Source organism: Ulvibacterium sp., assembly GCF_965248315.1.
Classification (GTDB): Bacteria; Bacteroidota; Bacteroidia; order Flavobacteriales; family Flavobacteriaceae; genus Ulvibacterium.
In genome coordinates this window covers 2,352,477-2,378,547 of record NZ_CBDFIX010000002.1, presented here as the reverse complement: position 1 = coordinate 2,378,547, position 26,071 = coordinate 2,352,477, and the positions used below count along the sequence as shown (strand labels likewise).

At 43.7% G+C, this 26,071-nt stretch carries 26 protein-coding genes; 15 read left to right on the top strand and 11 right to left on the bottom strand.

Features of this window, described 5'->3' with window-relative positions; translation table 11 throughout:
* The first annotated feature begins 120 nt into the window (after positions 1-120).
* A complete protein-coding gene (locus tag ACP2AF_RS11930) occupies positions 121-1,638 on the top strand; it encodes an arylsulfatase (protein ID WP_425236384.1) in 1,518 nt (505 codons plus the stop codon).
* A gap of 41 nt (positions 1,639-1,679) precedes the next feature.
* Here the strand turns inward: ACP2AF_RS11930 and ACP2AF_RS11925 are convergent, their stop codons facing one another.
* On the bottom strand, positions 1,680-1,919 hold the full coding sequence (locus ACP2AF_RS11925; RefSeq protein ID WP_425236383.1) for a hypothetical protein: 240 nt from the start codon (positions 1,917-1,919) through the stop codon (positions 1,680-1,682).
* Between the two features lie 505 nt (positions 1,920-2,424).
* Between ACP2AF_RS11925 and ACP2AF_RS11920 the strand changes: the two genes are divergently transcribed.
* A complete protein-coding gene (locus ACP2AF_RS11920; RefSeq protein WP_425236382.1) occupies positions 2,425-3,495 on the top strand; it encodes an alkene reductase in 1,071 nt (356 codons plus the stop codon).
* Positions 3,496-3,502: 7 nt separating this feature from the next.
* Here the strand turns inward: ACP2AF_RS11920 and ACP2AF_RS11915 are convergent, their stop codons facing one another.
* Entirely contained in the window at positions 3,503-4,183 is a 681-nt protein-coding gene (locus tag ACP2AF_RS11915; protein ID WP_425236381.1) for a peptidoglycan DD-metalloendopeptidase family protein, read from the bottom strand.
* 217 nt (positions 4,184-4,400) lie between these two features.
* On the opposite strand from ACP2AF_RS11915, the gene msrA reads away from it, so the two are divergent.
* The 5 genes from msrA (at position 4,401) to ACP2AF_RS11890 (ending at position 9,591) form a co-directional block, all read left to right on the top strand.
* Entirely contained in the window at positions 4,401-5,099 is a 699-nt protein-coding gene (msrA, locus tag ACP2AF_RS11910; RefSeq protein ID WP_425236380.1) for a peptide-methionine (S)-S-oxide reductase MsrA, read from the top strand.
* A gap of 229 nt (positions 5,100-5,328) precedes the next feature.
* Entirely contained in the window at positions 5,329-6,177 is an 849-nt protein-coding gene (locus tag ACP2AF_RS11905; protein ID WP_425236379.1) for a sugar phosphate isomerase/epimerase family protein, read from the top strand.
* 11 nt (positions 6,178-6,188) lie between these two features.
* The gene (locus tag ACP2AF_RS11900) at positions 6,189-7,520 is read left to right on the top strand and encodes a Gfo/Idh/MocA family protein (protein WP_425236378.1); all 1,332 of its coding nucleotides are present in this window, start codon (positions 6,189-6,191) and stop codon (positions 7,518-7,520) included.
* Positions 7,521-7,563: 43 nt separating this feature from the next.
* The gene (locus tag ACP2AF_RS11895) at positions 7,564-8,754 is read left to right on the top strand and encodes a Gfo/Idh/MocA family protein (RefSeq protein ID WP_425236377.1); all 1,191 of its coding nucleotides are present in this window, start codon (positions 7,564-7,566) and stop codon (positions 8,752-8,754) included.
* A gap of 102 nt (positions 8,755-8,856) precedes the next feature.
* Positions 8,857-9,591 (top strand): sugar-binding protein, encoded by a 735-nt coding sequence (locus tag ACP2AF_RS11890; protein ID WP_425236376.1) that lies wholly within the window; start codon positions 8,857-8,859, stop codon positions 9,589-9,591.
* On the opposite strand, the gene ACP2AF_RS11885 is transcribed toward ACP2AF_RS11890, so the two are convergent.
* The 3 genes from ACP2AF_RS11885 to ACP2AF_RS11875 are packed head-to-tail and all read right to left on the bottom strand — an operon-like array spanning position 9,592 to position 12,167.
* Positions 9,592-11,082 carry a hypothetical protein gene (locus tag ACP2AF_RS11885; protein ID WP_425236375.1) on the bottom strand — a complete coding sequence of 497 codons (1,491 nt, stop codon included), beginning with the start codon at positions 11,080-11,082 and terminating at the stop codon, positions 9,592-9,594.
* Entirely contained in the window at positions 11,054-11,641 is a 588-nt protein-coding gene (locus ACP2AF_RS11880) for a hypothetical protein (RefSeq protein ID WP_425236374.1), read from the bottom strand. Before ACP2AF_RS11880 ends, ACP2AF_RS11885 begins: the two co-directional genes overlap by 29 nt.
* Positions 11,625-12,167, bottom strand: coding sequence for an RNA polymerase sigma factor (locus ACP2AF_RS11875; protein ID WP_425236373.1), 543 nt, complete (start codon positions 12,165-12,167; stop codon positions 11,625-11,627). The genes ACP2AF_RS11880 and ACP2AF_RS11875 overlap by 17 nt, the downstream gene beginning before the upstream one ends.
* Between ACP2AF_RS11875 and ACP2AF_RS11870 the strand changes: the two genes are divergently transcribed.
* The 5 genes from ACP2AF_RS11870 to ACP2AF_RS11850 all read left to right on the top strand — a co-directional run bounded on the left by ACP2AF_RS11870 (position 12,167) and on the right by ACP2AF_RS11850 (position 16,727).
* A complete protein-coding gene (locus ACP2AF_RS11870) occupies positions 12,167-13,183 on the top strand; it encodes an aldose epimerase family protein (protein ID WP_425236372.1) in 1,017 nt (338 codons plus the stop codon). The two genes, ACP2AF_RS11875 and ACP2AF_RS11870, sit on opposite strands and share 1 nt — an antisense overlap.
* A 26-nt stretch (positions 13,184-13,209) precedes the next feature.
* The gene (locus tag ACP2AF_RS11865) at positions 13,210-13,770 is read left to right on the top strand and encodes a DUF2911 domain-containing protein (RefSeq protein ID WP_425236371.1); all 561 of its coding nucleotides are present in this window, start codon (positions 13,210-13,212) and stop codon (positions 13,768-13,770) included.
* Positions 13,771-13,772: 2 nt separating this feature from the next.
* Positions 13,773-14,819 carry a methylmalonyl Co-A mutase-associated GTPase MeaB gene (gene meaB, locus ACP2AF_RS11860; RefSeq protein ID WP_425236370.1) on the top strand — a complete coding sequence of 349 codons (1,047 nt, stop codon included), beginning with the start codon at positions 13,773-13,775 and terminating at the stop codon, positions 14,817-14,819.
* Positions 14,820-14,911: 92 nt separating this feature from the next.
* Positions 14,912-15,871, top strand: a complete 960-nt coding sequence (locus ACP2AF_RS11855) for a glycosyltransferase family 2 protein (RefSeq protein WP_425236369.1) — start codon at positions 14,912-14,914, stop codon at positions 15,869-15,871.
* A complete protein-coding gene (locus tag ACP2AF_RS11850; RefSeq protein ID WP_425236368.1) occupies positions 15,855-16,727 on the top strand; it encodes a lysylphosphatidylglycerol synthase transmembrane domain-containing protein in 873 nt (290 codons plus the stop codon). Before ACP2AF_RS11855 ends, ACP2AF_RS11850 begins: the two co-directional genes overlap by 17 nt.
* Positions 16,728-16,770: 43 nt before the next feature.
* Here ACP2AF_RS11850 and ACP2AF_RS11845 read toward each other — a convergent pair whose 3' ends face one another.
* The 6 genes from ACP2AF_RS11845 to mazG form a co-directional block, all read right to left on the bottom strand.
* The gene (locus tag ACP2AF_RS11845) at positions 16,771-18,429 is read right to left on the bottom strand and encodes an ArnT family glycosyltransferase (RefSeq protein WP_425236367.1); all 1,659 of its coding nucleotides are present in this window, start codon (positions 18,427-18,429) and stop codon (positions 16,771-16,773) included.
* Positions 18,426-18,995 (bottom strand): phosphatase PAP2 family protein, encoded by a 570-nt coding sequence (locus ACP2AF_RS11840; RefSeq protein WP_425236366.1) that lies wholly within the window; start codon positions 18,993-18,995, stop codon positions 18,426-18,428. Before ACP2AF_RS11840 ends, ACP2AF_RS11845 begins: the two co-directional genes overlap by 4 nt.
* A 5-nt stretch (positions 18,996-19,000) precedes the next feature.
* Positions 19,001-19,228, bottom strand: a complete 228-nt coding sequence (locus tag ACP2AF_RS11835; protein ID WP_425236365.1) for a hypothetical protein — start codon at positions 19,226-19,228, stop codon at positions 19,001-19,003.
* Between the two features lie 62 nt (positions 19,229-19,290).
* A complete protein-coding gene (locus ACP2AF_RS11830; protein ID WP_425236364.1) occupies positions 19,291-20,655 on the bottom strand; it encodes an MATE family efflux transporter in 1,365 nt (454 codons plus the stop codon).
* Positions 20,656-20,760: 105 nt separating this feature from the next.
* On the bottom strand, positions 20,761-22,332 hold the full coding sequence (locus tag ACP2AF_RS11825) for a sulfatase family protein (protein ID WP_425236363.1): 1,572 nt from the start codon (positions 22,330-22,332) through the stop codon (positions 20,761-20,763).
* A gap of 55 nt (positions 22,333-22,387) precedes the next feature.
* Positions 22,388-23,161, bottom strand: a complete 774-nt coding sequence (mazG, locus tag ACP2AF_RS11820; protein ID WP_425236362.1) for a nucleoside triphosphate pyrophosphohydrolase — start codon at positions 23,159-23,161, stop codon at positions 22,388-22,390.
* A gap of 119 nt (positions 23,162-23,280) precedes the next feature.
* On the opposite strand from mazG, the gene ACP2AF_RS11815 reads away from it, so the two are divergent.
* Genes ACP2AF_RS11815 through ACP2AF_RS11805 form a run of 3 tightly spaced genes read left to right on the top strand, consistent with a single transcriptional unit; the run spans position 23,281 to position 26,013 of the window.
* Entirely contained in the window at positions 23,281-24,270 is a 990-nt protein-coding gene (locus ACP2AF_RS11815) for a TRAP transporter substrate-binding protein (protein WP_425236361.1), read from the top strand.
* Positions 24,267-24,737 carry a TRAP transporter small permease gene (locus ACP2AF_RS11810; protein WP_425236360.1) on the top strand — a complete coding sequence of 157 codons (471 nt, stop codon included), beginning with the start codon at positions 24,267-24,269 and terminating at the stop codon, positions 24,735-24,737. Before ACP2AF_RS11815 ends, ACP2AF_RS11810 begins: the two co-directional genes overlap by 4 nt.
* A 1-nt stretch (position 24,738) precedes the next feature.
* Complete coding sequence (locus tag ACP2AF_RS11805) at positions 24,739-26,013, top strand: TRAP transporter large permease (protein ID WP_425236359.1); 1,275 nt, start codon at positions 24,739-24,741, stop codon at positions 26,011-26,013.
* The last annotated feature ends 58 nt before the right edge of the window (positions 26,014-26,071 follow it).

Genomic DNA, 26,071 nt, shown 5'->3' with positions numbered 1-26,071 from the left:
CCATCATAAAAAAACACGTTCATTTAAAAAATGAATAGGATAAGTCGGTCCATTTAAATAAATAAGGAGATAATACTAACTTTATAGAGCGGCGATTTATGCCCAATTATAAATACTTCCATGAAAAAATACCTTCTGTTTGCACTGCTATCGGTTTACCTGTATTCCTGTAACACAAAAAAAGAGGCTCAGGAGAGACCCAATATCGTTTTGATCATGGCCGATGATATGGGCTTTTCGGATATTGGCAGTTATGGTAGTGAAATCCAGACCCCGAATATCGATTTTTTGGCCGAAGGCGGAATGCGCTTTATTACCTTCTATAACATGGCCAAGTGTAATCCCACGCGCTCGTCCCTTTTGACCGGATTGTACACTGGGGGGAATGGGGCCGTTCATCTGGCACATCTTACCAAAAAAGCAGGATATGAAAACATCATGAGCGGAAAGGAGCACTTTGATCCTTGGGTGCCCGAGTATTGTAAGGCCGAAAATGTATTTGACCAGGCCTTTACCTTTTGGGCCACCACGGAATATTTTCGCCCGCTTTCCGGGGAATTTGAACGACCCTTTTACCTAAATGGTCGGGAATTAAAGGCCGAAGAGATTCAATTTGAACAATCACCCATGTACAAAACCGATTTTATAACAGACTATGCGTTAAACTGGTTGGACGATACTTTTGAAAAAGACAAGCCTTTCTTTCTATACCTTCCCTACCATGCAGCCCATTATCCCCTACAGGCCAGACCCGAGGATATCGCCAAGTACCGGGGTACCTACCTCAAGGGATGGGATGAATTACGAAAGGAGCGCTTTGCCAAGATGAAACAATTGGGCGTGATAGCTGAAAATACCGCGCTAAGTCCGCCGGAAGGCAACCTCAACCAGTTTCGAAAGCCCTTGATACCAGAATATGTGGAGTATTATCCCTGGGACGGCCTATCCGAATCCACCCAAGATTCCCTGGATCTGGAAATGTCCGTCTTTGCGGCCATGGTAGATCGAATGGACCAGAACATAGGTCGGGTGCTGGATAAACTTCGCGAAAATGGAAAATTGGAGAATACCCTCGTCTTATTTTTGGTGGATAATGGTTCGTGCCCCTTTTATACGAACAAAGTAAAAGATGTAGCCCCTGGCCCGGCGGATTCTTATTGGAGCCTACGGGCCACTTGGGCCAATTTGGGGAATACCCCTTTTCGGCAATACAAACAATGCGGACACGAAGGCGGGAGTCATACTCCCTTTATCGCGTATTGGCCCGATCATATAGCTCCGGGGACCATTACCCGGCAGCCAGGCCACGTAGTGGATATGGCTCCTACTTTTTTGGACCTATTGAAAACTTCCTATCCGGATTCCATAAATGGTTATGCCACCCTACCGCTTCAAGGGAGTTCCCTCTTACCTATTTTTAAGGGCAAGGAAAGGAAGGAACCCGATTATTTTGCTTCCGGCCTGGATAAGTTCCGTATGTTCCGAAAAGGAGATTATAAAATTGTACGGCTCAATGGCGGGGATTGGGAACTCTACAATATGAAGGAAGACCCTACCGAACTCAATGACTTGGCCTCTACCTTTCCCGAAAAGGTACAGGAACTGGCCGATGCGTATACTTCATTACATCTGAATTGAAGATTGCAAGTCTTCTAGAAGGTTAAATCTGATAGGGAGGATTAAGCCAATTTAGCTCGGTTTCTCTTAGTTGTAAAAGACAAAGCCTTTTTTACCTTGGTATTGGAACGCTTGTACAAACGGGCAACCTCAGTCTTGTTCTCGAAAGAAACTCCTTCTTCAACGGTCTCGGTAACGATTCCCATTTCGATGGTTGCAACCTTTACTTCGGAAGTAGTATCCTGAGCCTGGGCAGTGATTCCGATGAAGAGAACGAAGATTAAAGTTATTAGCGTTTTCATGACTTGCGTTTTTATATAATAAAAACGCGGTGAAGCGTATCCTACCGGGTTTCGATTCGCTGAAAACCCCTTATTTTTCGGTATCTTACAGAAATCGGGATAAAGTGCACAATAGCATCGGTGAACGGACAAGAACCCAAAATCACTTTACCGAAAGAAGGTGTACTTTAACGGGATTCCAACCATGGTCTTATCAAAAAAGGATACCTAAAAACTGCCTGTATTGTTTAATATGTATACTACTTTGGAATTATAGGGAACATTCCTATCTTCAGACTTCGGAAAAAGCAAACTACTTTGGATTGGAAATCGTAGTTTTTAAAGAAACAATGAAACTGCAAACTGTTATTGTGTTACCAAGTTATTCGGTTATTTTATAACACTACAAAATCACGCAATAATCATTAACCCAATAACACTTCGGGCCAAAGTGTTTATAAAAACTAAAGCAGCTGCAATAGAATTGCAGAATTTTAATGTGCAACTAGATACTAAAACGAGAAACATGAAACTATTTAAATCCTATGACCTAGGTCCGATTTCGTTGAAGAACCGGATCGTTATGGCCCCCATGACCCGTTGCCGGGCTTTAGATAACATTCCCAATGCCTTAATGGCTACCTACTATGCTCAAAGGGCAAGTGCCGGGCTGCTTATTACGGAAGGCACATCACCCTCTCCTAATGGTGTAGGCTATGCACGTATTCCAGGCATATATAGTGATGCGCAAATAAAGGGTTGGAAAAAGATAACGGAAGCGGTACATCAAGAAAATGGGAAGATATTTATTCAGCTTATGCATACCGGGCGGGTTTCGCACCCGGACAATATGCCTAAGGGAACCACGGTCCTTGCCCCTTCTGCCGTACCATTGGAGGGTGAAATGTATACCGATCAAAACGGGATGCAAGCCTACCCCTTGGCCAAGGAGATGGACTTACAGGATATAGAAACGGCCAAAAACGAATATGTCCAGGCGGCCCAAAATACCATTGAGGCCGGTTTTGATGGCGTAGAACTCCATGGTGCCAATGGATACCTCATAGACCAATTCATTAATCCGACTACGAACCAAAGAAATGATGCATATGGGGGTAGTGCGGCCAACAGAAATAGATTTCCCTTGGAAGTGGCCCAGGCTGTTGCCGAGGCCATAGGAGCCGATAGAACTGGGATTCGGCTATCACCCTATGGTGTTTTTAACGGTATGGGCATTTTTGACGGTATCGATGCAGCTTTTACGGAACTTGTCCAAGGGCTTTCCGATCTGGGCTTGGTATATCTACATGTAGTAGATCATTCCGCCATGGGTGCTCCTGAAGTTCCACAACAGACCAAGGAAACGATGCGAGAGGCTTTTTCAGGAGCTTTTATCCTAAGCGGTGGATACGACAAGGAACGTGCGGAGAAAGATCTTGAAAACGGTAAGGGTGATCTGGTCGCCTTTGGTAGGCCCCTTTTGGCCAATCCAGATCTGCCCAAACGCTTGGAAGAAGATTTAGAGTTGAACGAACCCGATCAAAATACGTTTTATACGGCGGATGAAACTGGATATACGGATTACAGTTTCGCTTAGCTCCTGACTAAAGCTTTAGCAGAAGGTTGGGATTGGGGCAGTTACGGGAATAAAAATCCAAATCCGTACGAGAACATACGCCAGGATAATCGCCTTGATTGTTTTGCATATCCTGGATAATTTGAAAGTGGAGGTGCGGGGCATAGTGTACGTTGATATCCGGAGTGCCCAAAGTCGCCAAGTTTTCTCCCTTTTGAAACTCCTTTCCCGCATACAGGCCCTCTAGGGATTCCAGGGAAAGATGCCCATAAACCGTATGAAAGGTAACGCCCTTGGCTTCATGTACCAAGATAATTGTAGGCCCGTAATCCCCAGGCGTGCTATTGTTTTGAAAACTATGCACTTTCCCAAACAATGGAGTGACCACTTGGGTTCCTGCCGGGGCCCAAAAATCCATCCCCAAATGGATATTCCGGGACGGCTTCCCTTCGGTGGTAAAGCCGGACTTGTCCGCATACAGATTCCGCTGTTCCAAATAGCCCCCATAGGCGACCGTCGCTGAGTGCTGTTCGAGGATTTGATCAATATAGGCCTGGCATTGGTCTGGATCCGTAACAGCTACCTCTTCCAAATCCGGGTTATGCGCAGATAGGTCGATGGGTATATAGCTGCTTACTGGAATTTTAGTATCCAGTATGGTTACTGGCTGTTGTGAAATATTGTTAAGCACTTGCTCCAGGGTATGCATACCTCAAATGTAAGATATGTATTCGTTTGGGCAATAATGCAATAAAAGCTAATTATTTCAAATGTATAGAACATGCATGGTGAAATAATTAAGTTGATTTCAATACCGATGCGTTTGTAACTTCCATATATTAGTATCCCAAAACCTTAACATATTTTAACCAAAGTTTCCGTAAGGAGGTACTAACTTCGGCAACAAACCCTGAAAAAGAAAACACATGAAAATTCTAAAAGCATCCCTTTTGGTCCTTTCCCTTTTGGTTTTGGGCAGCTGCCAATCCAAGGCCAATGAAAACAAAAAAGTGGCCATTGATACTATGGTACAAGAGGAAAACAAGGAAATGGCCCAAATGTCCTCCCAGGATTTAAGCGCCTTTGAGACCGCTTATTTTGCCAGTGGTTGTTTTTGGTGTGTAGAAGCCATTTTTGAGAGTGTAAGAGGGGTCAAAGAGGTCGTTTCCGGATATTCCGGAGGGAGTGAGGAAAATCCATCCTATGAGCAGGTAGGCCGCGGACTCACCACGCATGCCGAGGCCGTGGAAGTGTATTACGACCCAAAAGTGATCTCCTTTGTAGAATTGGTACAGGTCTTCTTCGGATCCCACGATCCTACCACCTTAAATCGGCAGGGGCCAGATCGAGGACCACAATACCGTTCCGTTGCCTTTTACAAAAACGCACAGGAAAAGAAAATCATAGATAGCTATATTGCTGCCCTAAAGGAACAGAACGTCTATGAGGGCGCCCCTATAACCACAGAGGTCACGGAATTCACCAAGTTTTGGAAGGCCGAGGAATACCATCAGGATTACGAACGAAAACATCCCAACAATTCCTATATCACCAACGTATCCATTCCGCGGCTCAATCGGTTTAAAAAGAATTTTGGGGATTATTTAAAAGAAGATTCGCACTAAAATTTTTTTACAGTCAATAGCAAAGCGACCCTAATTCGGTCGCTTTTTTATTTGTAAATTTATCGGATAGTCATAGTTTAGTGGATTTTGAATCCAGTTGTACCTAAATTTACGCAAACGTTGTAGATTTTCTGTACCAATTTTTTCACACTCTATGGAAATCCTTGGCGGACAAGCAAGGTCAAAATAAGGCTGGATACGGCACTAGGGAACCAAGAGGGAAACCAACATGAAAAGCAGAAGAAATTTTATAAAAAAGGTATCCGCAGGAATTGCGGGGATAACTACCGTTACCTTTCCAGAAATGGCCAAAGCTTCCGGTTTAAAGAGTATTCCAAATCCACAGGAAGTAGGCCTAAAGCTAGGGGTAGCCTCTTATATGCTTCGTGAATTTTCCATGGAAGAGGCCCTGGATATGACCTTGCGATGCGGAGTGGATCGGATTACTTTTAAGAGCATGCACCTTCCTCTGGATTCCAATAAGGAAACTATTGAAAATGCGGTGGCCCTATGCAAACAGAAGGGCATTGAGCTGTATGGTGCCGGGGTCATTTATATGAAGACCAAGGAGGAGGTGGACCAGGCGTTTAGCTATGCCCAGACCGCCGGAATGAAAATGATCATCGGGGTACCCAACCATGAATTGTTGGATTATGTGGAAGAAAAAGTAAAGGAGACCGATATTAAGCTCGCCATTCACAACCACGGACCTGGAGATAAGTTGTATTCCAGTCCCGAGGATGCTTATGTAAAGGTTCTAGACCGGGATTCCCGTATGGGACTGTGTATTGATATTGGCCATGTCCATCGTATTGGTCGTGATCCCGCAGCGGATGTCGCCGCTTTTTCGGATCGGGTATTTGATATCCATCTAAAGGATGTCACCGCGGCCAAAGCCGAAGGGGAGACCTGTATTATAGGCAGGGGCACCATCGACTTTCCAACCTTTTTAAAAACGGTACAAAAATTGGGATACCAAGGCACCTTGGCCTTGGAATACGAGGCGGAAGCAAAGGACCCACTTCCGGGAATGGCCGAATCCATGGGCTACGTCAAAGGCATTTTATCAACCCTATAACCTAAACCAAAATGAATACGAACAGAAGGGAGTTTATTAAAAAAACAACGGCAGGTACTGCGGCAATTACCTTGGGCGGACTGGTAATGCCCAATTTGGGCAATGCCCGGGTCCTTGGGGCCAATGATCATATCAATTGCGCCGTAATCGGGGTACGGAGCCGGGCCAAGGCTCATGTAAAGGCCATACACGCGGATAGTAATGCCCTAATTCTATACAATTGCGATGTTGATGACAGAATTATAGAAGAGCACAATACTTGGTGCCAAGAGAATATTGGTTATGTGCCCAAGGTAGAAAAGGATTTTCGCAAGGTTTTGGAGGACAAGGACGTAGATGCCGTGTTTATCGCCACCCCGGAACATTGGCATGCGCCCATGGCCATCATGGCACTACAGGCCGGAAAACATGTGTATGTGGAAAAACCATGTAGCCATAACCCGCACGAAAATCAACTTCTGGTTCAGGCCCAGAAAAAATATGGTAAGAAGGTGCAAATGGGCAACCAGCAACGTTCGGCACGGACCTCCATCATGGCCATTGAGGATATCCGAAACGGAATTATCGGCGACGTCTTCAAAGGTGAGGCCTATTACTCCAACAATCGGGGTTCCATAGGCAAGGGAAACAAAATACCCGTACCCAAATCCTTGGATTGGGAACTTTGGCAAGGACCCGCTCCCCGGGAGAGTTATCGGGACAATATCCATCCCTATAACTGGCACTGGTTCCGTACCTGGGGTACCGGTGAGGTGCACAACAATGGAACCCATGAAATCGATATCTGCCGTTGGGCCTTAGGTGTGGACCTACCAGAAACGGTTACTTCGTTCGGAGGGAAATACACCTATAACGATGATTGGGAATTTGTGGACAACCAACAGGTAACCTATGCTTTTCCAGGTAATAAATTCATCACATGGACGGGACATAGTCGCGGTGTGTTAAAGCCGTCCCGACCAGGAAGAGGCATCACTATTTATGGAAGCAAGGGATCTATCCAATTAGATCGTAACTTCTATAAGTTGTTCGATCTTCAAGGGAATCCTATAAAGTCGGAGTTTGAGAAATCGGCCAGTGCCACGACCAATACCCAAGGAATCGGTGGATTGGACGTAGATCACGTAGGCAACTTTTTTGCGGCCATTCGGAAAGACCAGTCCCTTCATGCGGACATCAACGATGCTAGCTTCTCTACTATGCTGTGCCATCTGGGCAACATGGCCCAGGATGCCGGGGAAATGCTAAAGATCGATACCACTACCGGAAAGGTGCTGAACAGTGAAAAAGCAATGAAAAATTGGAAAAGGGAATACGAAAACGGCTGGGAGCCGAAAATCTAGTTCCAAAGATATAAAACAAGTAGCAAAGAAACGATAGATTGAAATGAAGCGAAGGGAATTTATGGTAAAAAGTAGCCTGGCCTCCGCTGCGGTGGCAACATCCGCAACAGCGATGGGACAGATTATACAAAAGGAAAGTGCCAATGAAGCACTGAATATCGGGATAATTGGTACAGGGGACCGTGGCAGTGGATTGATCCCATTAATCAATCAAATCAGTAACTTCAATGTTATTGCCTGCTGCGATGTTCTTCCATTCCGATTGGAAAAAGGCCTTGGAAAAGTTGAAGGCAAGGCACAAGGCTTCAAAGATTATCGTAAACTTTTGGAACATCCCGACCTGGATGCAGTATTGGTCGCAACCCCGTTCAATACACATTCCAAAATTGCTTTGGATGCCTTGGATGCCGGACTGCACGTTTACTGTGAAAAGACGCTGGCCAAGGGTTTCGATGGTATACAGAATCTAGTCAATAAGGTAAAGACCTCAGACAAAATCTTTCAGACCGGGCACCAATACCATAGTTCGCGGCTGTATACCTATGTTGTGGACATGATCAAAAAAGGGGAAATCGGAAAAATTGCCGCGATCGAATGCCAATGGAATCGGAACGGAAACTGGCGGCGACCCGTACCCGATCCCAAATTGGAACGTTTGATCAACTGGCGTATGTACCGTGAGTTTTCAGGCGGATTGGTCGCAGAACTTTGTTCCCATCAAATCGACTTTTCCAATTGGGTCTTGGGAGAAACCCCAGAAAAAGTAATGGGTGTGGGCGGTATCGATTATTGGAAGGACGGTAGGGAAACCTATGACAATATTCACCTACTATACAGCTATCCCAGTGGGGTAAGAGCTAAATTCACTTGTTTGACCAGTAATGCCATGAACGACTATAAAATAAAGGTGATGGGCGATCAAGGAACCGTGATCATGGATTATGCAAGAGCCTGGTATTACCCAGAGGGCAAAAAGAATAAGGAAATGGGCGAAGTAGACGGTGTGGCCGGAGCTACCTTAAAATGGGACGAAGGCAAAGGCTACCCCATTGAAGTGGATCATGAAGATCCCAGTAAACAGGCCTTGATGGATTTTAGGGAGAGCGTTGCGAACAACACGGAGCCCATATCCAATATCGCTACAGGTGCCAATGCGGCGGTCTGCGTACAAATGGGACTTGATGCCATGCACAACGAAAAAATCGTGCATTGGAAGTCCGATTTGAATCTTTAGTGTTGGAAATAAGGCCTGCTTTTTAACATTGCTTTCTCAAAAAGCGGTAAAAAGTGCCAAAAATTGCTATCTTTAATAGAGTAACCCCAATACTTATTACTGATGAAAGCTGCAATGACCTTATGCTTGGCTTTCCTTTTCGTGTGCTGTAATACCACGAAGAAAAAGGAAGACCATCACATCATTTCCGTTAAAAAAAGTCCACATCCCATTACTATCGACGGTAAGGCTACCGAAAACATTTGGGCCCGGACCGACTGGCATGCATTGGACCAGAATTGGTTGGGAAAACCCTATGAACATGAGGATTTCAACGGACATTATAAATTAAGCTGGGATGAGGATGCCCTCTACGTTCTAGTAGAAATAACCGACGATGTCTTATTTGATCAGTACAAGGATCCCCTTAAACTATGGTGGAACGACGATTGCGTGGAAGTCTTTATCGATGAGGACAATTCAGGGGGATTGCATCAATTTAGCCATAACGCCTTTGCCTATCACATCGCCCTGGACGGAAACGTAGTGGACCTTGCACCCAACAAGGAACCACAACTATACAACGAGCATATCGTCTCCAAACAAGTTACCCAGGGACAAACTTCTACTTGGGAAATAGCCATCCATGTATATGACGATACCTATGTTGATGGTGGAAACAATATTCCAAAAACTTTGAGTAACCATAAGAAAATGGGGTTTGCCTTGGCCTATTGTGATAATGATGGCAGTACGGAAAGGGAAAATTTTATTGGATCGGTGTTTGTTCCCGGAGAAGATAAAAATCAGGGGTGGATCAATGCGGATATTTTTGGGACGCTCTTACTGGAAGAGTAGTCAATCCAAAAGGATGTTACTATACTTGGAATGGATTACGATAGATGCTTTGTTGTTTTCATCCAAATGATACCCTTTTACGATTTCCGTGTTGCGATTCTTTTTCCGGTCAAGTTTTAGCTGTTCTGGGCAATTGACCTTGGAATCGGTGCCGTTAATGTATATGGCATAGGCGGTGGAGGGTAAATTGCAAATCAACTCGGCATTTTGCAAGGTAACATCTAGTTCCTTAAAGTTTTCGGATACGGTATTGATGTGCAAAGGGCCCAAATCACTTTTTATAAAGGCGCTTTTTAATAGGTGGTCTATGGAAACATCCGAAGAGGTAGCGCTCAAACGAAGGTTGAGGACTTCGCGTAGATCTACATTTTCCGAGTAATCAGTTTGCAATTGCCCATAATTCCATTTCTGTACGCTTACCGGGGAATAGGAAACCTTAATGTCGGTCTGGTCACCATCTATGGTACTGGCCCATAAATAGGCATGGGAGAGCGTTGCGTTGATGTTTTTGGTATTCTCTGCCAGTTTTACCTCTCCATGGCGTACGTTCATCTTTATCTTGGTATTCTTGGGCATCTTTATCTTAATGGTCTTCTTTACCTTATAATTTTTGTGCTCCCCATCACTATGAAAATAAAAGGTATTTGGCAATCTCTCGAGACTGTCCCCGGCAATAAAGGAATAAACGGAGTCATGGTAGACAAACCGTTCCACTTTTCGCGCTTCAAGGGCGGCCATTCTTTTTTCACGGGCTTCGGCGCGTTTTTCCCTTGCTTCCTCCATTCTTTCCATACGTTCCGTCCTGGCGGCTTCCCTGGACTGTAAACGTTCTTCCCGGGCCCTTTTCCGTTCCTCCAATCTTTCTTTATTCCGTTTTTCCCTTTCGGCGCTACGGGCCTCCATCCTTTTCCCCCACGCTTCCATTCGCTCCCTATACTCCTCGTCAAAGTACTTGCCGTATTCCTTCTGCCACTTCTTCAAATACTTTTCACCATCCTCTTTATAGGCCTCATAATCGAAATCATGAAAGGGAGCTACAGGAAGGGGTGGGAATTCAGGAAGTTCGGCAAATTCCGGAATTTCGGGGATTCCCGGAATTTCGGGAATATCCACGATAAAGGGCTCCAGTTCGGGAATATCAAGGACCATATTAAAGGAAGGTGCAAATGACCAAGAATTCCCGGAGTTTGTACGTATTTCTATCCTTTTACTATTACCCATAATGGTAATGGGGTCGTTCTTAAAATAGCGCTGGGCCTCCTCTTCCGTGGCACCTTCCAAGGTTACCACGGCCTCAATGCCGATCTGGTCCTTGTCCCAAGTTTCGAATTCGATATCCGCATGACTGGTATTTAACTCCAATACGGTATTAGCATTGACAACAAAGGTCTCGTTATAGGTCTCCGTACTTTTCTGGGCATTGGTGCCCCAAATACCGAGACATAGGAAAACCAGGATGCCCTTATATAGTATTCTTTGTGACTTGTTCATTTTTTGATGATTTTAATTCGTTTAATTTTCTTTTTAATTTCTGTAATAATTCCAACCGTAGCTGTAGGTTCTTGATTAAAGCGGTTATGGTCTGGTCGTTGGGACCGATTTCGTTCAATTCCGCATTAAGCCTTTCATATTCGCCGTTGAGGTCGGCCAACCGATCCATAAAACTATCTACCAGTATCTTGTTTTCCTCGGACACTTCCAATCTGGAAAGTTCCAGGTTTATGTTGGTTACATAGTAGTCCTCTACTTTCTTAAGGTCTGGCGAAAGGTCACCAAAGGAAATACCCTTTTTTTCCTTGGATGGATCATTTTTTTCTACTACAGTGGTCTTGATGGTATCCTTTCCCGTCAATACTTTATATCCGACAATTCCAATACTAAGCAGCACTAAAATGGACGCTGCAATTTTTAAAATATAAAATGAGGACTTTTCCCGTTTAGGAAGTTCGGTTTCCAAACGTTCCAAAAATCGATTTTCATGACCTTCCGGCATTTGGAATTTTCCACCCTCATTTTCTTTTTTGAACATTTCCCTAAGATCCTGTCCCATATCTTTTCTTTTTTAAAAGTTCCTTTAAAAAACCTTTGCCCCGTAACAATCGTGTTCTACAGGCCGTTTCGCTCAACCCCAATACATTTGCAATTTCGCGATGGTCATAGCCTTCCAATAAGAACATCATCACCACGTATTTGTACTTTTCCGGTAATTGTTCCATGGCCAATTTTACCTCGTCCAAGGTTATACCATCTTCTACGGTCCAGTCGTCATCTTCTACTACCTGCATATAATTTTCATCCAACGGCACCAATCGCTCTTTTTTGGCTTTTAAGAAATCGATACTCTTATTGATTACGATTCGTTTGAGCCAAGCTCCAAAGCTCACGTCTCCCTTAAATTGATGTATTTTTTGAAAGGCCTTGATGAACGACTCCTGGATGATGTCCTCGGCATCACTACTATTTTTTACAAAACGCATAGCCACATAGAACATACCACTACAATATTGATTGTACAGTTGCAGCTGTGCTTTTCGGTCATTTGCCTTGCATTGCTCTACTACATCAATTTGAAACATTGGCCAGTTTCGTTGTTGGTTTTATCGGTGTCGTTATCCTAAGGACGGGACAAAAAACCCGATGTTGCAAAAAAGACTATTTTTATAGGGAAATTAATGATTTCGTCTTGAAACAGGTTACCATAAGTACTCCCTTCATTACTCTAATCGTACTGGACTACGGTGCCATCATTCAAAAACTTCTGGTAAAGGACAAAAAGGGCCGATCCACTAATGTGGTGGTAGGATCCAATTATCCCAACAATTACCTTGAGGACACTGTTTTTTTGGGGGCCTGTGTAGGAAGGTATGCCGGGCGTATCTCCAATGCCAGTTTTGAACTAGATCGCGAAACCTTTCCTCTTTATGGTGAAAAGGGGATACATCTACACGGTGGAAAGGAAGGCTTCGGAAAAAAGTACTGGACCATTGAGGAGGTGGATTATGGTAGTGAGCCTTTTGTTAAACTTTCCTATTATAGTAAACATTTGGAGGAAGGCTATCCTGGAAACTTAAAGGTGATGCTCACCTATAAATTGGTGGAAAACGAATTGCACATCATACATGAAGCCGCGGCCGATCGGACTACAGTGATTAATTTGACCAACCATTCCTATTTTAGGTTGGATAAGACGGGGTCCATAGATCACTATCGATTAGAACTTTACTGCCCGGAAATCGTCGAGACGGACAGGAACTTATTGCCCACAGGAAATATTGTTCCCGTAGCCGATACCGAATACGATTTCCGTACGGAACGAAAAATTGGGGAAATGCGTTTGGATACCCCTTATGTAAAAAATTCAAAAACGGATTTGGCCGCCCGTATCTTTTCCAGAAGATCGGGCATCTCCCTAGAGGTAAAAACCAATCAACCAGCGGTAGTGGTGTATACCCCGCCCGATTTTCCGGCCATTTGCTTTGAAACCCAAAATTATCCAGACGCGCCCAATCATGAACACTTCCCTAGTTGCATATTACGGCCCGATGAAATTTATCGTAATGCCTCCGTCTTTACGTTTGATTTAGTACTTTAGTTTTATAGAAATCAAGACCGGTAATCATGAAGTTTTTAAAATGGCTTTTAATAGTGCTCATAGTGTTGGTGGCTTTGTTCTTTTTCGTGGGCAAGCCTTATATGCTCAAGCAAACCAAAAAAAAGAGCCCTGAAAAAACAGTGACCCATATTAAAGATGATTTTGACCTCTCCGTAACTTATAGCAGTCCCTTTAAGAAAGGGCGGGTCATTTTTGGGGAGCTTGTCCCCTATGATGCTGTCTGGCGTACCGGGGCCAATGAGCCTACCACTTTTAGTACCAAAACAGATGTAAAAATCATTGATAAAAACCTGCCCGCTGGCACGTATTCCATATGGACCAGACCTCAAAGGGAATACTGGACCATCATGTTCAACAAGGAAGTCCCGGAATGGGGCGTGACTTTTTTGAGCGGAGGTTCGGAAACTTCCCGTGATCCGTCCCAAGATGTCATACAAGTACAGGTTCCTGTTGAGAAACTCCCATCGCCCCAGGAAAGCTTTACTATAGGCTTTGAGGACGGGAAACAATTGTACCTTAGCCTTTTTTGGGATGATACCAAAGTAAAGGTGCCCATTAATCCATAAAGTTGAGCATTCCAAAAAATACAGGTCAGGAAAGTATCTCCAAAGTAAAGGGGAAAAGAAAAAGCCCACCCTCCGTAGCGGAACTTGTAGAAGGTATTTTTAATTCGAATAAGACCGCATTGGCCCGGGCCATAACCCTTGTAGAAAGCTCCAACGGCGAACACCTTAAGAAAGCTACCGAGATTCTGGAGCATTGCCTGGGAAAAAAACCCGATACGGTCCGAATAGGAATCACCGGTGTACCCGGTGTGGGAAAAAGCACCTTTATAGAGACCTTTGGAAAAACGTTGACTTCCAAGGGGAAGAAAGTGGCCGTTCTTGCAGTGGATCCTACCAGCAGTTTGAGCAAGGGAAGTATACTAGGCGACAAGACCCGAATGGAAGAATTGGTAAAGGACCCCAATGCGTTTATACGGCCTTCTCCCTCAGGGGATTCTTTGGGCGGGGTGGCCCGTAAGACCCGGGAAACCATAATTCTTTGCGAAGCAGCGGGATACGATGTTATACTCATAGAAACCGTGGGTGTAGGCCAAAGTGAAACCGCTGTCCATGGTATGGTAGACTTTTTCCTTTTATTAAAATTGGCCGGAGCCGGTGATGAACTACAGGGTATGAAAAGGGGTATTATGGAAATGGCCGATGCCATAGTAATCAATAAGGCCGATGGGGATAACATCAAACCCGCACAACTGGCCAAGACCGAATTTTCCAGGGCGCTGCACCTTTACCCTCCCAAGGAAAATGGCTGGGTTCCCAAAGTGCTGACCTGTTCCGCCAGCGAGAATACCGGAATTCAGGAAATTTGGGAGGTAATCGATAGATACATGGAGCGGGCCAAACAATCCGATCATTTTTTGTTGAATAGACAGGGACAGAACAAAAATTGGCTATTACAACATATTGACAGTCAAATAAAATCCGACTTTTATTCCAACCCAAAAGTGGCTTCGCTATTGCCAAAAATTATCCAAGAAGTCACCCAAAGCAAAGTTTCTCCTTTTGCGGCCGCAGAAAAACTGATACAGGCCTACAGACAGGAAGCGAAATAGAGGTGTCATGAAGGTACAAGTTGCCTTTTGGTAAGGAATAATCTCGATTCCGAATAAAAACATAACTTTGCCCCCGACAACAAACCGAATACATGCAGCCTATAACGCCTCTACTCCTTTCCGTAGTCGTACCCCTTTATAACGAAGAGGACAATGTGGCCCTCCTTACCCAAAAAATTCACGAGAGTTTGGTCGGGTATACTTACCAAATCATTTACGTGGACGACTTTTCAAAGGATAATACCCGAAAGGTGATCAAAGGCCTTAATGATGACAGGGTGCATTTGGTGGAGCTTAAAAAAAACTATGGTCAGAGCCTGGCCTTGGCGGCTGGCTTGGATTATGCCGAAGGAGAATATATTATTACCATGGACGGTGATCTGCAAAATGATCCCAGCGATATTCCACAAATGTTACATTTTGCGGTAAATGAAGACTTTGATGTGGTAACTGGTATACGGCAAAAAAGAAAGGATTCCCTCGTAAAAAAAATTCCGTCCAAAATCGCTAATTTTTTGGTCCGTCGGGTCACTAAACTGGACATCAAGGATAATGGGTGTGCCTTGAAAGTGTTTACCAGGGATATCGCAAAAGAGCTAAACCTTTATGGGGAAATGCATCGGTTTATTACCCTCTTGGCCCATTTGGAGGGAGCGCAGATCAAACAGGTACCTGTTAAGCATCATGCCAGACATGCCGGAGTGTCCAAATATGGACTGGAGCGGGTTTTTAAGGTAGTGGCGGATATGATGTTACTATTGTTCATACGAAAGTACTTTCAGCGTCCCATTCATCTTTTCGGAATATTCGGTGTTCTAATGATCATCTTGGGGATTTTCATCAATATCTATTTATTGATCGTAAAGCTTGGCCTAGGAGAGGACATTGGCACACGGCCGCTACTAATGTTCGGGATGATGTTTATTTTGGCCGGTATTCAGCTGTTTACCATTGGCATCGTTATGGAACTTTTGATACGTACCTATTACGAGTCCCAGCAAAAAAGACCGTACCGAATCAAAAAAGTATCCGTAGGTGGCCAAACATCGTAAAAAGCTTTTAACGGTACTGAAACTGGTAATCAGCATCGCGCTTATTTATTTTGTCATCACCAAAATTGACCTACAGAAAGTTTTAGACATCCTGAAAAGGGCAAAGCTTTCCTATCTCCTTCCAGCCCTTGCGCTTTTTATACTTTCCAAAGTATTGGCGGCCTTTCGGTTGAACCTATATTTTCACCAGATCCGTGTTCCCCTATCTCAAAAAAGTAATCTGGAACTGTATCTCTTAGGTATGTTTTATAACCTTTTTCTCCCTGGGGGAATTGGGGGGGATGCCTACAAAGGGTATCTGATTAAAAAGAATTTTGATGTTGGTACAAAACGAGTCGTCTCGGTTTTGGTATTGGACCGACTTAGTGGACTTTTACTACTATTTGTATATGCCTGTATTTTGGCCTTGTTGTTAAATACCCAGGCTTTTACCGATATCAAATGGTTGTTTCTCCCGGCAGTCCTCGGAAGTATTTCCGTGTTCTGGTGGGTTAACAAGCGTTTTTTTAACTACGTATTGCCCGTTTTTTGGAAGTCTTTCGGTCTTTCCGCCTTGGTACAGTTGGCCCAATTGATAAGTGTTTATTTTATCTTCAAGGCCCTATATCTTACAGCAGGAATAGTGCCCTATCTATTCATTTTTCTGATTTCCTCCATAGTTGCTGTCCTCCCTTTGACCGTAGGAGGAATCGGTAGTAGGGAAGTGACCTTTTTTTATGGGGCCACATGGTTATCCTTGGACGAAAACATTTCCATAAGCATTAGTATGGTGTTCTTTTTGATAACCGCCCTGGTATCCTTTTTTGGAATAGTATATCATTTTAAGCGACCCAATTTGGAGACACTTGGGGACTAAATGATGTATCCGCATTCAAATGCCTTTGGCCCAGCCAAGTTATTTAATACACATGGATCAAGTGCATTTTATTCAATACCTTTTTACGGGTATTCGGGTTGAGGAACTTTGCCTGTAACCTGGTAATCCTGAATTGTTTCTCGGTAAATTGCCGGTCCCAGTCGAAGCCCAGTTTGTGTAATTCCTGAATTTCCGCATCATTCACGTACAACCAGAAATCTTTCTTTTTCCGTAACTCATTGTATGAAGTTAATTTTACGGGCTCCTGGTTATAAAAATCCAGGGCCCAAGTATGATTGGAAGAAAGCTTATAAATCTTTTCCTTGGGAACCTTGTTTTCCTCCACTCTTTTGGCCATGGAAGACCCTGCCTGATAGTCCAATAATGATGGGTAAAAATGAATGTTCAGCGTCAGGTTCAAAAGAATGGCACTAAATATGGAAATGGTAATCAACCGATAATAATACTCCTCTCTTTTGAGAACATAATATATGATAAGACCTCCCAATACTATGGTCCAAATATGATCAAAAGGATTCTCCACCTTGAACACGAAATAACGAATGAGAGTAGAGGCTATAAACACCACACTGATCAAAAAATATTGTATCCCAAGCAAAATCCTCAATGGCTTTCTTCTTGTATATAGATATAGGCTATAGAGGTACGAGGCAGTCAAAACCGAAAAAAGAGGGATAATGATATTCAAATAGTGGGGCAGTTTAAACTGTGCAAAACTGATAATCAAAAAAACGACGGAAATTCCTCCCAAGGTCAAAAACTCGTACTTGGGGTTATACTTGAACCTAAGTTTAAAAAAGGTCTTTACCCGGCACCAATAGGCAGTAAGCCCCAGAACGGTCCAGGGCAGGAATACCCATAGGAAAGTATGAAAGAAGAAGAAGTAATCACTACTATTCTTCCCAACACCCTCACCGCTTAGCCGTTCAAAGCTCTGCTCCCAGAAAATAAAAAAGATGCCACTACGGTTGTCCTTGCCCCGGATTATCTTCTCCGGATGTAAATCAAATTGATGATAGTACGCATACAACATGGGAGCAATCGCAATTCCAAAAAACAGTAGCCCCACTAAAACCTTCCAATGTAACAAAGCCTTCCATTTTCGGGTATAGGCCAAGTGGCACAATAACGGTAACCCAATGACCAAAAGTGCAATCTGTCCTTTTGTGGAAAAGGCGATTCCTGCTCCAAAAGCCCCCAAGATCATATGCCCAAGGGAGTTCTTTTCTATATAAGTGGCCAATTGCCAAATGGCAAAAATGGTAAACCCGGTAAGTACTGCATCGGTACGGACATCTATAACCGACAGTACAATGGTCTGGGAGGTCATAAAAACCAAAGCGGCCAATTTACCCACATGGGTATTGTAGAGCAATCTTCCAAGGCCATAACAGCTATACGCTCCCAAAAAAGTCGCCAAAATAGCGGGAATTCGATAGGCCCAGTCATACAATCCAAAAACCTTGTAGGACATTGCCGCCAACCAAAAATGCATATGGGGTTTGTCCAGGTATTCCTCCGGGCCCTTAAAAAGGGACAAAAAGTCGTTCTCCTGTACCATCCGCATGGCCATAACGGCAAATTGGGCAGAGTCATTTTCGAAAAGCGTAACGAACATTCCGGCGATATAAACCAGAATTATCAAGGACAGTAAAAACCAATACCTAAGATTGGATATCATAGAGGAAATCTGTTGAGTGCAAATATATACAACTTTGCAAACAACCAGCTAAGAATCAGGCCAATTCCTAAGCCTGTAAGCACATCCAATGGAAAATGCACCCCAATATAGATACGACTATAAGCCACCAAAAACGCCCAAAAAATGAGGAAAACCCCTATATACCAATACTTTTTACCTATCAAATAGGTAAAGAAAAAAGCTACTGCCATATGGTTTGCGGCATGCGCAGAAAAATAGCCAAATTTTCCTCCGCAGTAATCCTTTACCAAACGCATCATATCATTTACCTCCATATCGTGACAAGGACGCAAGCGTTGTACCCCATATTTAAAAAAATTGGCCAATTGATCCGTAACCAGAATAAGAACAGCTACGCTAAGAAGGAGTAACGCTGTTTTTTTAGTTCCCAATTGCCTATAGGAAAAGAAAAGTAGGGCCACGTAAAGTGGAATCCAACTTAGTTTATTGGTAACGAACATCCAAAATCCATCCCAAGTATCGTTTCCCAAATTATTTAGGAAGAGGAATAGTTCCTTATCATAGGCTACCAATTGTTCCAACATAGTTGCTATTCTTCATATCGGGATACTTCGCGATCATAAAAATCGGTCGCTTCACGTATCAGATTTTCCGCTTCGGATTCCAATTCCTTTTCATCTTCTTTGGTAAAGTCCTCCAACCACTCTACTTCATCATTTTCCAAATTGATTATAAATCTTGGATACTCCGTATGTATGATGAATATGGCGGAGGGATGGTCCGTATTGTCCCCTAAAAGAAATTTTGGTAGTTCCATTCGTTTTTTGTTACTATTTAAAAAAACCTTTAAGTGATTCTTAGGATAATCAAGAAACCGGATTAACCTATCAGTTTTTTGGTCAAATAATTAAATCGAATATACAACATAATGGCCGATGCGGTAAGCCCGGTCAATAACCCGATCCATATGCCCGTGCTTTTTAAATCGGTATGCAATCCCAAGTAATAACAGATGGGGAAACCGATTAACCAATAGGCGATAAAAGTAATAAAAGTTGGAATTTTAACGTCCTGTAATCCGCGTAAAGCACCAAGTACAACTACTTGTATTCCATCGGAAATCTGAAAAAATGCCGCGACCAAAAGCAATTGGGCGGCCAGCGCAATTACCTCGGTATTGTCCGCCATATTCATAACATCGTCCACATCCAAATACAAGGTAGGGAACCAATGTCTGCCCAGTAAAAACAATACCGCAAATACGATTTCCAACAAAAGGGTAAGCAAGAAAATGGATTGGGCCAATCTCCGTAATTCGGTAAAATTCTTTAGCCCCTTTTGATTCCCGACACGGATCATCGCGGCAACTCCAAGGCCCATCCCGAACATGAACGTCATGCTACTCAGATTCAAGGCAATTTGGTTGGCGGCCTGTGCATTCTTTCCCAATACCCCACTCAACCAAATGGCGGCGGTAAAAATCGCCACCTCAAAGAACATCTGCAAGGCGGATGGAAATCCCAAATTGATAATTTTCCGCATCACCTTGTTTTCGATCTTTCTAAAATTGAATCCGGTAACATAATCGTGAAATTTCTTTTTGCTTTTTAATAGGTACCAGATAAAGGCGACCATAATAAAGCGGGAGGCCAAAGTACCAATGGCCGCACCTACAATACCCATTTTCGGAAATCCGAAGGAGCCGAAAATCAACAAATAATTCAATACAATATTTACCACATTGGCAAGAATAGTGGCATACATAGGATACTTGGTCTGTGATAGGCCCTCGGAAAACTGTTTAAAGGCTTGGAACATAATCAAAGGAACCAATGAAAATGCCACCAGATTTAAATAGGGTATCGCCAATTCCACCACCTCTGGAGGTTGATCCATAGAGTACATTAAAGGCTTGCACAATAAAATGATACCAAAAAGCGATAGGCCCAACAGCGTGCACAGCACTAACCCGTGTTTTAAGGCACTTTTGCCATCGTCCTTATTTTTGGCACCGTCCGCCTCCGCCACCAAAGGGGTAATCGCAGTAGAAAAACCAATACCCAGGGACATGGCGATAAAAATAAAACTGTTGCCTAAGGAGACTGCGGCCAGCTCGGCGGTTCCCAGTTGCCCCACCATAACATTATCCGCAAAAGCTACAAACGTATGGCCCAACATACCCAGAATAACCGGGTAGGCCAGTTTAAAATTATAGCGGAATTCTTTGGTGTATTGTTGGAACAACGGATTATGCGATTAGAACCGACAAAGATAGAAAGTTGATTTCACCGTAGGGCACAACAGTGAAAAAGTTTTTTAACAGCTATGGGTACCTATGGACGGATTACCCTATTTATAGGCCTTTGCCAATAGCTCCTGCATAATAGGGTAATCCTCGTCCAGGTCTCGATACTTTTTGCGTTCCTCCAAAAGGGCTTCCTTCATTTTTCCAATAATGTCTGCATACTTCTCTTCGTTAATGGCATTGTAAAGCTCTTTGGGATCTTCTTCCAGATCGTAAAATTCCCATTGCGGTTCGGTTATTTGATCGGAAGTCCCTTTCATTCCTAAATCCTGCCCATAGAAAAAGGCCAGCTTGTAGCGATCGTCCCGAATACCAAAGTGGGCAGGTCTATGCGGGTGGTGCAGCCAGTATCTGTAGTACATCTGTTTTCGCCAATCCTCGGGAGCATTTCCTTCCAGTATTCCCCTAAAACTCCTTCCTTGTATATAATTCGGTTGGGCTACACCTGCATAATCGGCCAGTAGGGCGGCAAAATCAATATTCAGGATAATGTCATCAATGCGCTGGCCTCCCTGTATCTTTTTTGGGTATTGTATTACAAAAGGCATTCTAAGGGATTCCTCATAGATCAATCTTTTATCAAAGAATCCGTGTTCCCCTAAAAAATAGCCCTGATCGGCGGTATAGATAACTATGGTATTGTCGGCGATGCCCGCTTCCTCCAAATAATCGAGTAATTTTCCAATGTTATCATCAATGGCGGCACCGCAACGCATAAAGTCCTTGACCAGTTTTTGGTATATTTTTTTTCTTTTTTGAATACTGTCCAATCCGTCCAAGGGATAGGGCAATCCGGGATAGGAAGTCCAAAATTTTTCTGGGTCTTTTGTGGCTGCTTCCCATCGAGCGCCCAAGCGCTCCAGAATTTGACCTCCAAAGGTTCTCCCCGTAGTTTCTTTGCCAAAATCCAAGAGCGATTCCGGTTCTGGAATTTCAACATCATTATAGAGGGAGGCAAACCGCTCAGGGTAATCAAAAGGCTCATGGGTGGCCTTGAAATTACAGAACATCAGAAATGGTTTTAGACTGTCCCGCTTTTCCAAATGCTCTATGGTCAAGTCGGCAATCACGTCCGTAGAGAAGCCGGTATAAGTGGTCCCGCCGGAACTGTCATGTCCATCTTTCCATCCTTCTTTTTTCTTTAGTACCGGGTCCCAATACGACCCCTGACCTGGAAGTACGTTAAAATAATCAAAACCCTCCGGTTGTTCCACCAAATGCCATTTGCCTATCACTGCAGTTTGATACCCTGCTTTTCCAAGGGTTTTAGCGATATTGGGATGGCCTTTTGGTAGTGGTTCATTAAGTGTGTAAACCTGATTGATATGGCTGTATTGACCGGTAAGGATACTGCCCCTACTGGGTGTGCAAATGGAATTGGTGCAAAAGGCATTATTGAGTACGGCCCCGTTCCGGGCCATGCGCTTTATGTTTTCGTTCTGTACATAATCTGCCAAATTACCACCATAAATTCCCCATGCCTGTGACGTATGATCATCGGAAAGTATAAATAGGATATTCGGTTGCTCGGGTTCCGGTGCCTCTTTTTTTGGTTCACAGCTCAAAAAGCAAATACAGGATGCTATGGCCAGGAAATAGTTGATGGGTTTGGACATTTTCTTTTTGGTTTTAGATTGTGTTTGCAGTTCCTTATGATAGGAAAGCAAGATACTAGATTTTTTTGGCCTCTTCCCAAAATACATCCATCTCGGCCAAGGTCATGTCCTTTAGGGATTTTCCGTTCTCATCCGCCTTGCGTTCCAAATATTGAAAGCGCTTTATGAATTTTTTGTTGGTACGCTCCAGAGCATTTTCAGGATTGACCTTTAGAAATCGGGCATAGTTGATCATCGAAAAAAGCACATCGCCAAATTCGGATTCGATACGATCTGGATTCGATTTTGAAACTTCATCCTGTAGTTCTTCCAACTCCTCCTGTACCTTAAGGAAAACTTGCTCTGGTTTTTCCCAATCAAAACCTAGTCCCGCGACCTTGTCTTGAACCCGATTTGCCTTTACCAAAGCGGGCAAACTGTTAGGAACGCCTTCCAAAACGCTCTTTTTACCTTCTTTAAGTTTTATAGCCTCCCAGTTTTGTTTTACCTGCTCTTCATTCTCTACACTTACATCGCCATAAATATGGGGATGCCTGTTAATCAGCTTCTCGCAAATATCGTTACAGACATCGGCGATATCAAAATCTCGGGTCTCCGAACCGATTTTAGCATAAAAAACGATGTGCAGGAGCAAATCGCCTAACTCCTTCTTTACCTCCTCAAAGTCATTTTCCAAAATGGCATCTCCCAATTCGTAGGTCTCCTCTATGGTCAAATGCCTAAGGGTCTGCATGGTCTGCTTTTTATCCCATGGGCATTGGGCACGGAGTTCGTCCATAATGGTCAGTAAACGATCAAAAGCTTGTAATTGTGCCTTTCTGGAATTCATAAAAACCAATTTTGGCAAAAGTACAAAGACCCCAACTTTCTAAGTGTGGAAATTTTAGAGTATTTTAGGAAGCCAAGAAACAACGAAATTACCTAGGCAAGTCAGTATTCCAAACCAAAATGGCCCTTACCAAAAGACTATTTTTAAGTATAACTACCGTCTTGATTTGCCTGTTCTTGGTACAGTGCAAATCGGAACCGGAACCTGAATTCCTGCTTAGGGCCAGTCACCTCACCAATGAAGATCACACATGGTATAAGGCTTTTGAATATTTTGCCGAGATTTTGGAAGAACGGTCCAATGGACGGATAGTAGTTCAAAATTACCATTCTGAACAATTGGCCAAGGAAATCGAGGCCCTGCGGATGATCCAGGCCGGAGTGATCGATATGACAGTAACCGGGTCCACCTTGAACAATTGGATCGAGATCATGGCCTTTTGCGAGATGCCCTTCCTGCTTCGGGATGAAGCGCATATGGATAAGTTGATCCATGGGCCTATAGGGCAACGGATGGAGCGGGAGATGCGGGAAAAAACCGGTTTTAGGGCCTTGGGTTATTTTCAACGCGGACCTAGGCACCTCACTTCCAACCGCCCGATTCAACATCCAGATGATTTAAAAGGCCTTATTATTAGAGTTCCTAATGTGCCCTCTTTCGTTACGGCATGGCAGGCCTTGGGTGCCAAACCTACACCCATGTCCTTTTCTGAGGTGTTCACTTCCTTACAGCAAGGTACTATAGAAGCCCAAGAAAATCCCTTCGCTATGATCAAAGCAGCCGGTTTTGCCGAGGTTCAAGAATATGTTAACCTTACCGCCCATGTGGTTAGTTGGACCTATCCGGTAATCGGAGAGAAACAATTTCAGGCCTTTCCGGAGGATCTCAAGAAAGTTTTCTTGGAAGCCGCCCGCGATATGCAGGAATTTGAGCGTCAATTGTTTTTGGAAAACGAAAAGGAAGTACAGGACGAGCTGAAGGTCCAGGGGATGCAATTAGTAGAAGTTGACAAGGAAAGTTTCGAAAAGAAATCACGCAAGGCCCTATTTGAAAGTTTATCACCAGAGATGCAGAAAGTACATCAAGAAATTGTAGCGTTAAGAAAATGAGGAAGACGAGAAAATATGTGGCCACTTTCCTTAAATATGGAACCTTGATCAGTTCTTTAGGGCTTATTGTCTCCACTGTTATACAGATATACGCCCGGTTTTATATGGAAAGTGCCCCCTCCTGGACCGAGGAATCGGCGCGTTTCTTTTTTATCTATGCCATGGCCTTTGCTTCAGGCCTGGCCATGAAAGATGGTTTTTATGTGCATTTTGATGTGTTCTTCAATCGGTTGGGTAAAAAGGTACAGCGATGGGTCACCCACTTCATATCCCTACTGACCATAGTATTGTTTATGGTTTTGATGCTATACGGTATCCAATTTGTGATACAAGGGCTTCCCGAACGTTCCCCTAGTCTTGAAGTTCCCATGTCCATCGCCTTTGGCAGTATGATCCTTATGGGGCTTTCCGTAAGCTTTTTTGCGCTTTTGGATTTCCTAAAAACCCTGAAAAAACAAAAAAGTTGATATGATCTGGGTATTGTTGTTGGTTTTTGTCGTTTGCTTGTTGTTTCGCGTACCTATCGCCTTTTCCTTGGGGCTTTCCTGTCTTTTCTATTTACTTCTTGAGGGCATTCCGCTAATCGTGGTCCCGATGAAAATGTATTCCGGCATCGATGTATTTGTACTGTTGAGTATTCCCGGATTTATCCTTGCAGGTAATTTGATGAACCATGGCGGCCTTACCGCAAAGATCATTTCGTTTTGTAACCATCTTATGGGCCATATCCGGGGAGGTTTGGCCCTGGCCAATATTGGCGCCTCCATGCTCTTTGCTGGAATTTCGGGCACAGCCGTATCCGATACCGCCAGTATTGGTGCCGTAATGATACCGGCCATGAAGAAGGAAGGTTATGATGCCAGTTTTTCCTGTGCCATTACAGCGGCATCATCTACCGTTGGGCCTATCATCCCGCCTAGTGTTCCCATGATCATTGCGGCCACACTGAGTGGCCTGTCAGTTGGCCGGTTATTCTTGGCCGGGGCCATTCCCGGATTCCTCCTGGGTTTCGGGCTTATGGGCATAGCCTATTATATTGCGGTAAAAAAGAAATATCCCAAACATCCTAGAAGCAATATAGGACAGATAGCCAAAGGGTTCCTGGATACTTTTTGGTCGCTCTTGATGACGTTTATCATTCTATTCGGCATCATTGGGGGCGTATTTACCCCTACGGAAGCATCAATAATTGCTGTTTTGTATGCCTTAATGGTCGGGATGTTTGTGTACCGCAAATTGAATTTTAAGAATATCCTGGTCATCGTATTGGATTCCATGAAGACCTCGGCTTCCCTTATGGTGCTGGTAGGGTTCGCCAATCTTTTTGGGTGGATTCTTATCACCGAACAATTGCCTCAATTGATTTCCAGTGAAATACTGGCCTTTTCGGAGAACAAATATGTGGTGCTTTTATTGATCAATATCTTATTGATCTTGGTCGGTACTTTTATGGAGACCATTGCGGCCTTATTGGTCCTCTTTCCCATTTTGTTGAAAGTGGCCTTGGCCGTGGATGTAGACCCCATTCACTTTGCGGTGATTGCACTACTGAACCTAATGATCGGGCTTACCACGCCTCCCTTGGGCATTTGTCTATTCGTGTCTTCCAGTATTGGCAAGGTGTCTATCGGCAAGGTGAGTATGGCTGGACTCCCCTTCCTCACCGTAAGTATCTTGGTACTGATTTTGGTCACCTTGTTTCCGCAGCTATCCCTCTTCCTGCCCGACCTTTTTATGGACTGAGAATTTTACGCTATTTTTAAGCGACACATCATCAGAAATCAATCTAACGAATCCCTAA

Coding starts and splice junctions, on each gene's coding strand:
- ACP2AF_RS11930 (WP_425236384.1), top strand. CDS start 121: ATGAAAAAATACCTTCTGTTTGCACTGCTATCGGTTTACCTGTATTCC.
- ACP2AF_RS11925 (WP_425236383.1), bottom strand. CDS start 1,919: ATGAAAACGCTAATAACTTTAATCTTCGTTCTCTTCATCGGAATCACT.
- ACP2AF_RS11920 (WP_425236382.1), top strand. CDS start 2,425: ATGAAACTATTTAAATCCTATGACCTAGGTCCGATTTCGTTGAAGAAC.
- ACP2AF_RS11915 (WP_425236381.1), bottom strand. CDS start 4,183: ATGCATACCCTGGAGCAAGTGCTTAACAATATTTCACAACAGCCAGTA.
- msrA (WP_425236380.1), top strand. CDS start 4,401: ATGAAAATTCTAAAAGCATCCCTTTTGGTCCTTTCCCTTTTGGTTTTG.
- ACP2AF_RS11905 (WP_425236379.1), top strand. CDS start 5,329: ATGAAAAGCAGAAGAAATTTTATAAAAAAGGTATCCGCAGGAATTGCG.
- ACP2AF_RS11900 (WP_425236378.1), top strand. CDS start 6,189: ATGAATACGAACAGAAGGGAGTTTATTAAAAAAACAACGGCAGGTACT.
- ACP2AF_RS11895 (WP_425236377.1), top strand. CDS start 7,564: ATGAAGCGAAGGGAATTTATGGTAAAAAGTAGCCTGGCCTCCGCTGCG.
- ACP2AF_RS11890 (WP_425236376.1), top strand. CDS start 8,857: ATGAAAGCTGCAATGACCTTATGCTTGGCTTTCCTTTTCGTGTGCTGT.
- ACP2AF_RS11885 (WP_425236375.1), bottom strand. CDS start 11,082: ATGAACAAGTCACAAAGAATACTATATAAGGGCATCCTGGTTTTCCTA.
- ACP2AF_RS11880 (WP_425236374.1), bottom strand. CDS start 11,641: ATGGGACAGGATCTTAGGGAAATGTTCAAAAAAGAAAATGAGGGTGGA.
- ACP2AF_RS11875 (WP_425236373.1), bottom strand. CDS start 12,167: ATGTTTCAAATTGATGTAGTAGAGCAATGCAAGGCAAATGACCGAAAA.
- ACP2AF_RS11865 (WP_425236371.1), top strand. CDS start 13,210: ATGAAGTTTTTAAAATGGCTTTTAATAGTGCTCATAGTGTTGGTGGCT.
- ACP2AF_RS11855 (WP_425236369.1), top strand. CDS start 14,912: ATGCAGCCTATAACGCCTCTACTCCTTTCCGTAGTCGTACCCCTTTAT.
- ACP2AF_RS11845 (WP_425236367.1), bottom strand. CDS start 18,429: ATGATATCCAATCTTAGGTATTGGTTTTTACTGTCCTTGATAATTCTG.
- ACP2AF_RS11840 (WP_425236366.1), bottom strand. CDS start 18,995: ATGTTGGAACAATTGGTAGCCTATGATAAGGAACTATTCCTCTTCCTA.
- ACP2AF_RS11835 (WP_425236365.1), bottom strand. CDS start 19,228: ATGGAACTACCAAAATTTCTTTTAGGGGACAATACGGACCATCCCTCC.
- ACP2AF_RS11825 (WP_425236363.1), bottom strand. CDS start 22,332: ATGTCCAAACCCATCAACTATTTCCTGGCCATAGCATCCTGTATTTGC.
- mazG (WP_425236362.1), bottom strand. CDS start 23,161: ATGAATTCCAGAAAGGCACAATTACAAGCTTTTGATCGTTTACTGACC.
- ACP2AF_RS11815 (WP_425236361.1), top strand. CDS start 23,281: ATGGCCCTTACCAAAAGACTATTTTTAAGTATAACTACCGTCTTGATT.
- ACP2AF_RS11810 (WP_425236360.1), top strand. CDS start 24,267: ATGAGGAAGACGAGAAAATATGTGGCCACTTTCCTTAAATATGGAACC.
- ACP2AF_RS11805 (WP_425236359.1), top strand. CDS start 24,739: ATGATCTGGGTATTGTTGTTGGTTTTTGTCGTTTGCTTGTTGTTTCGC.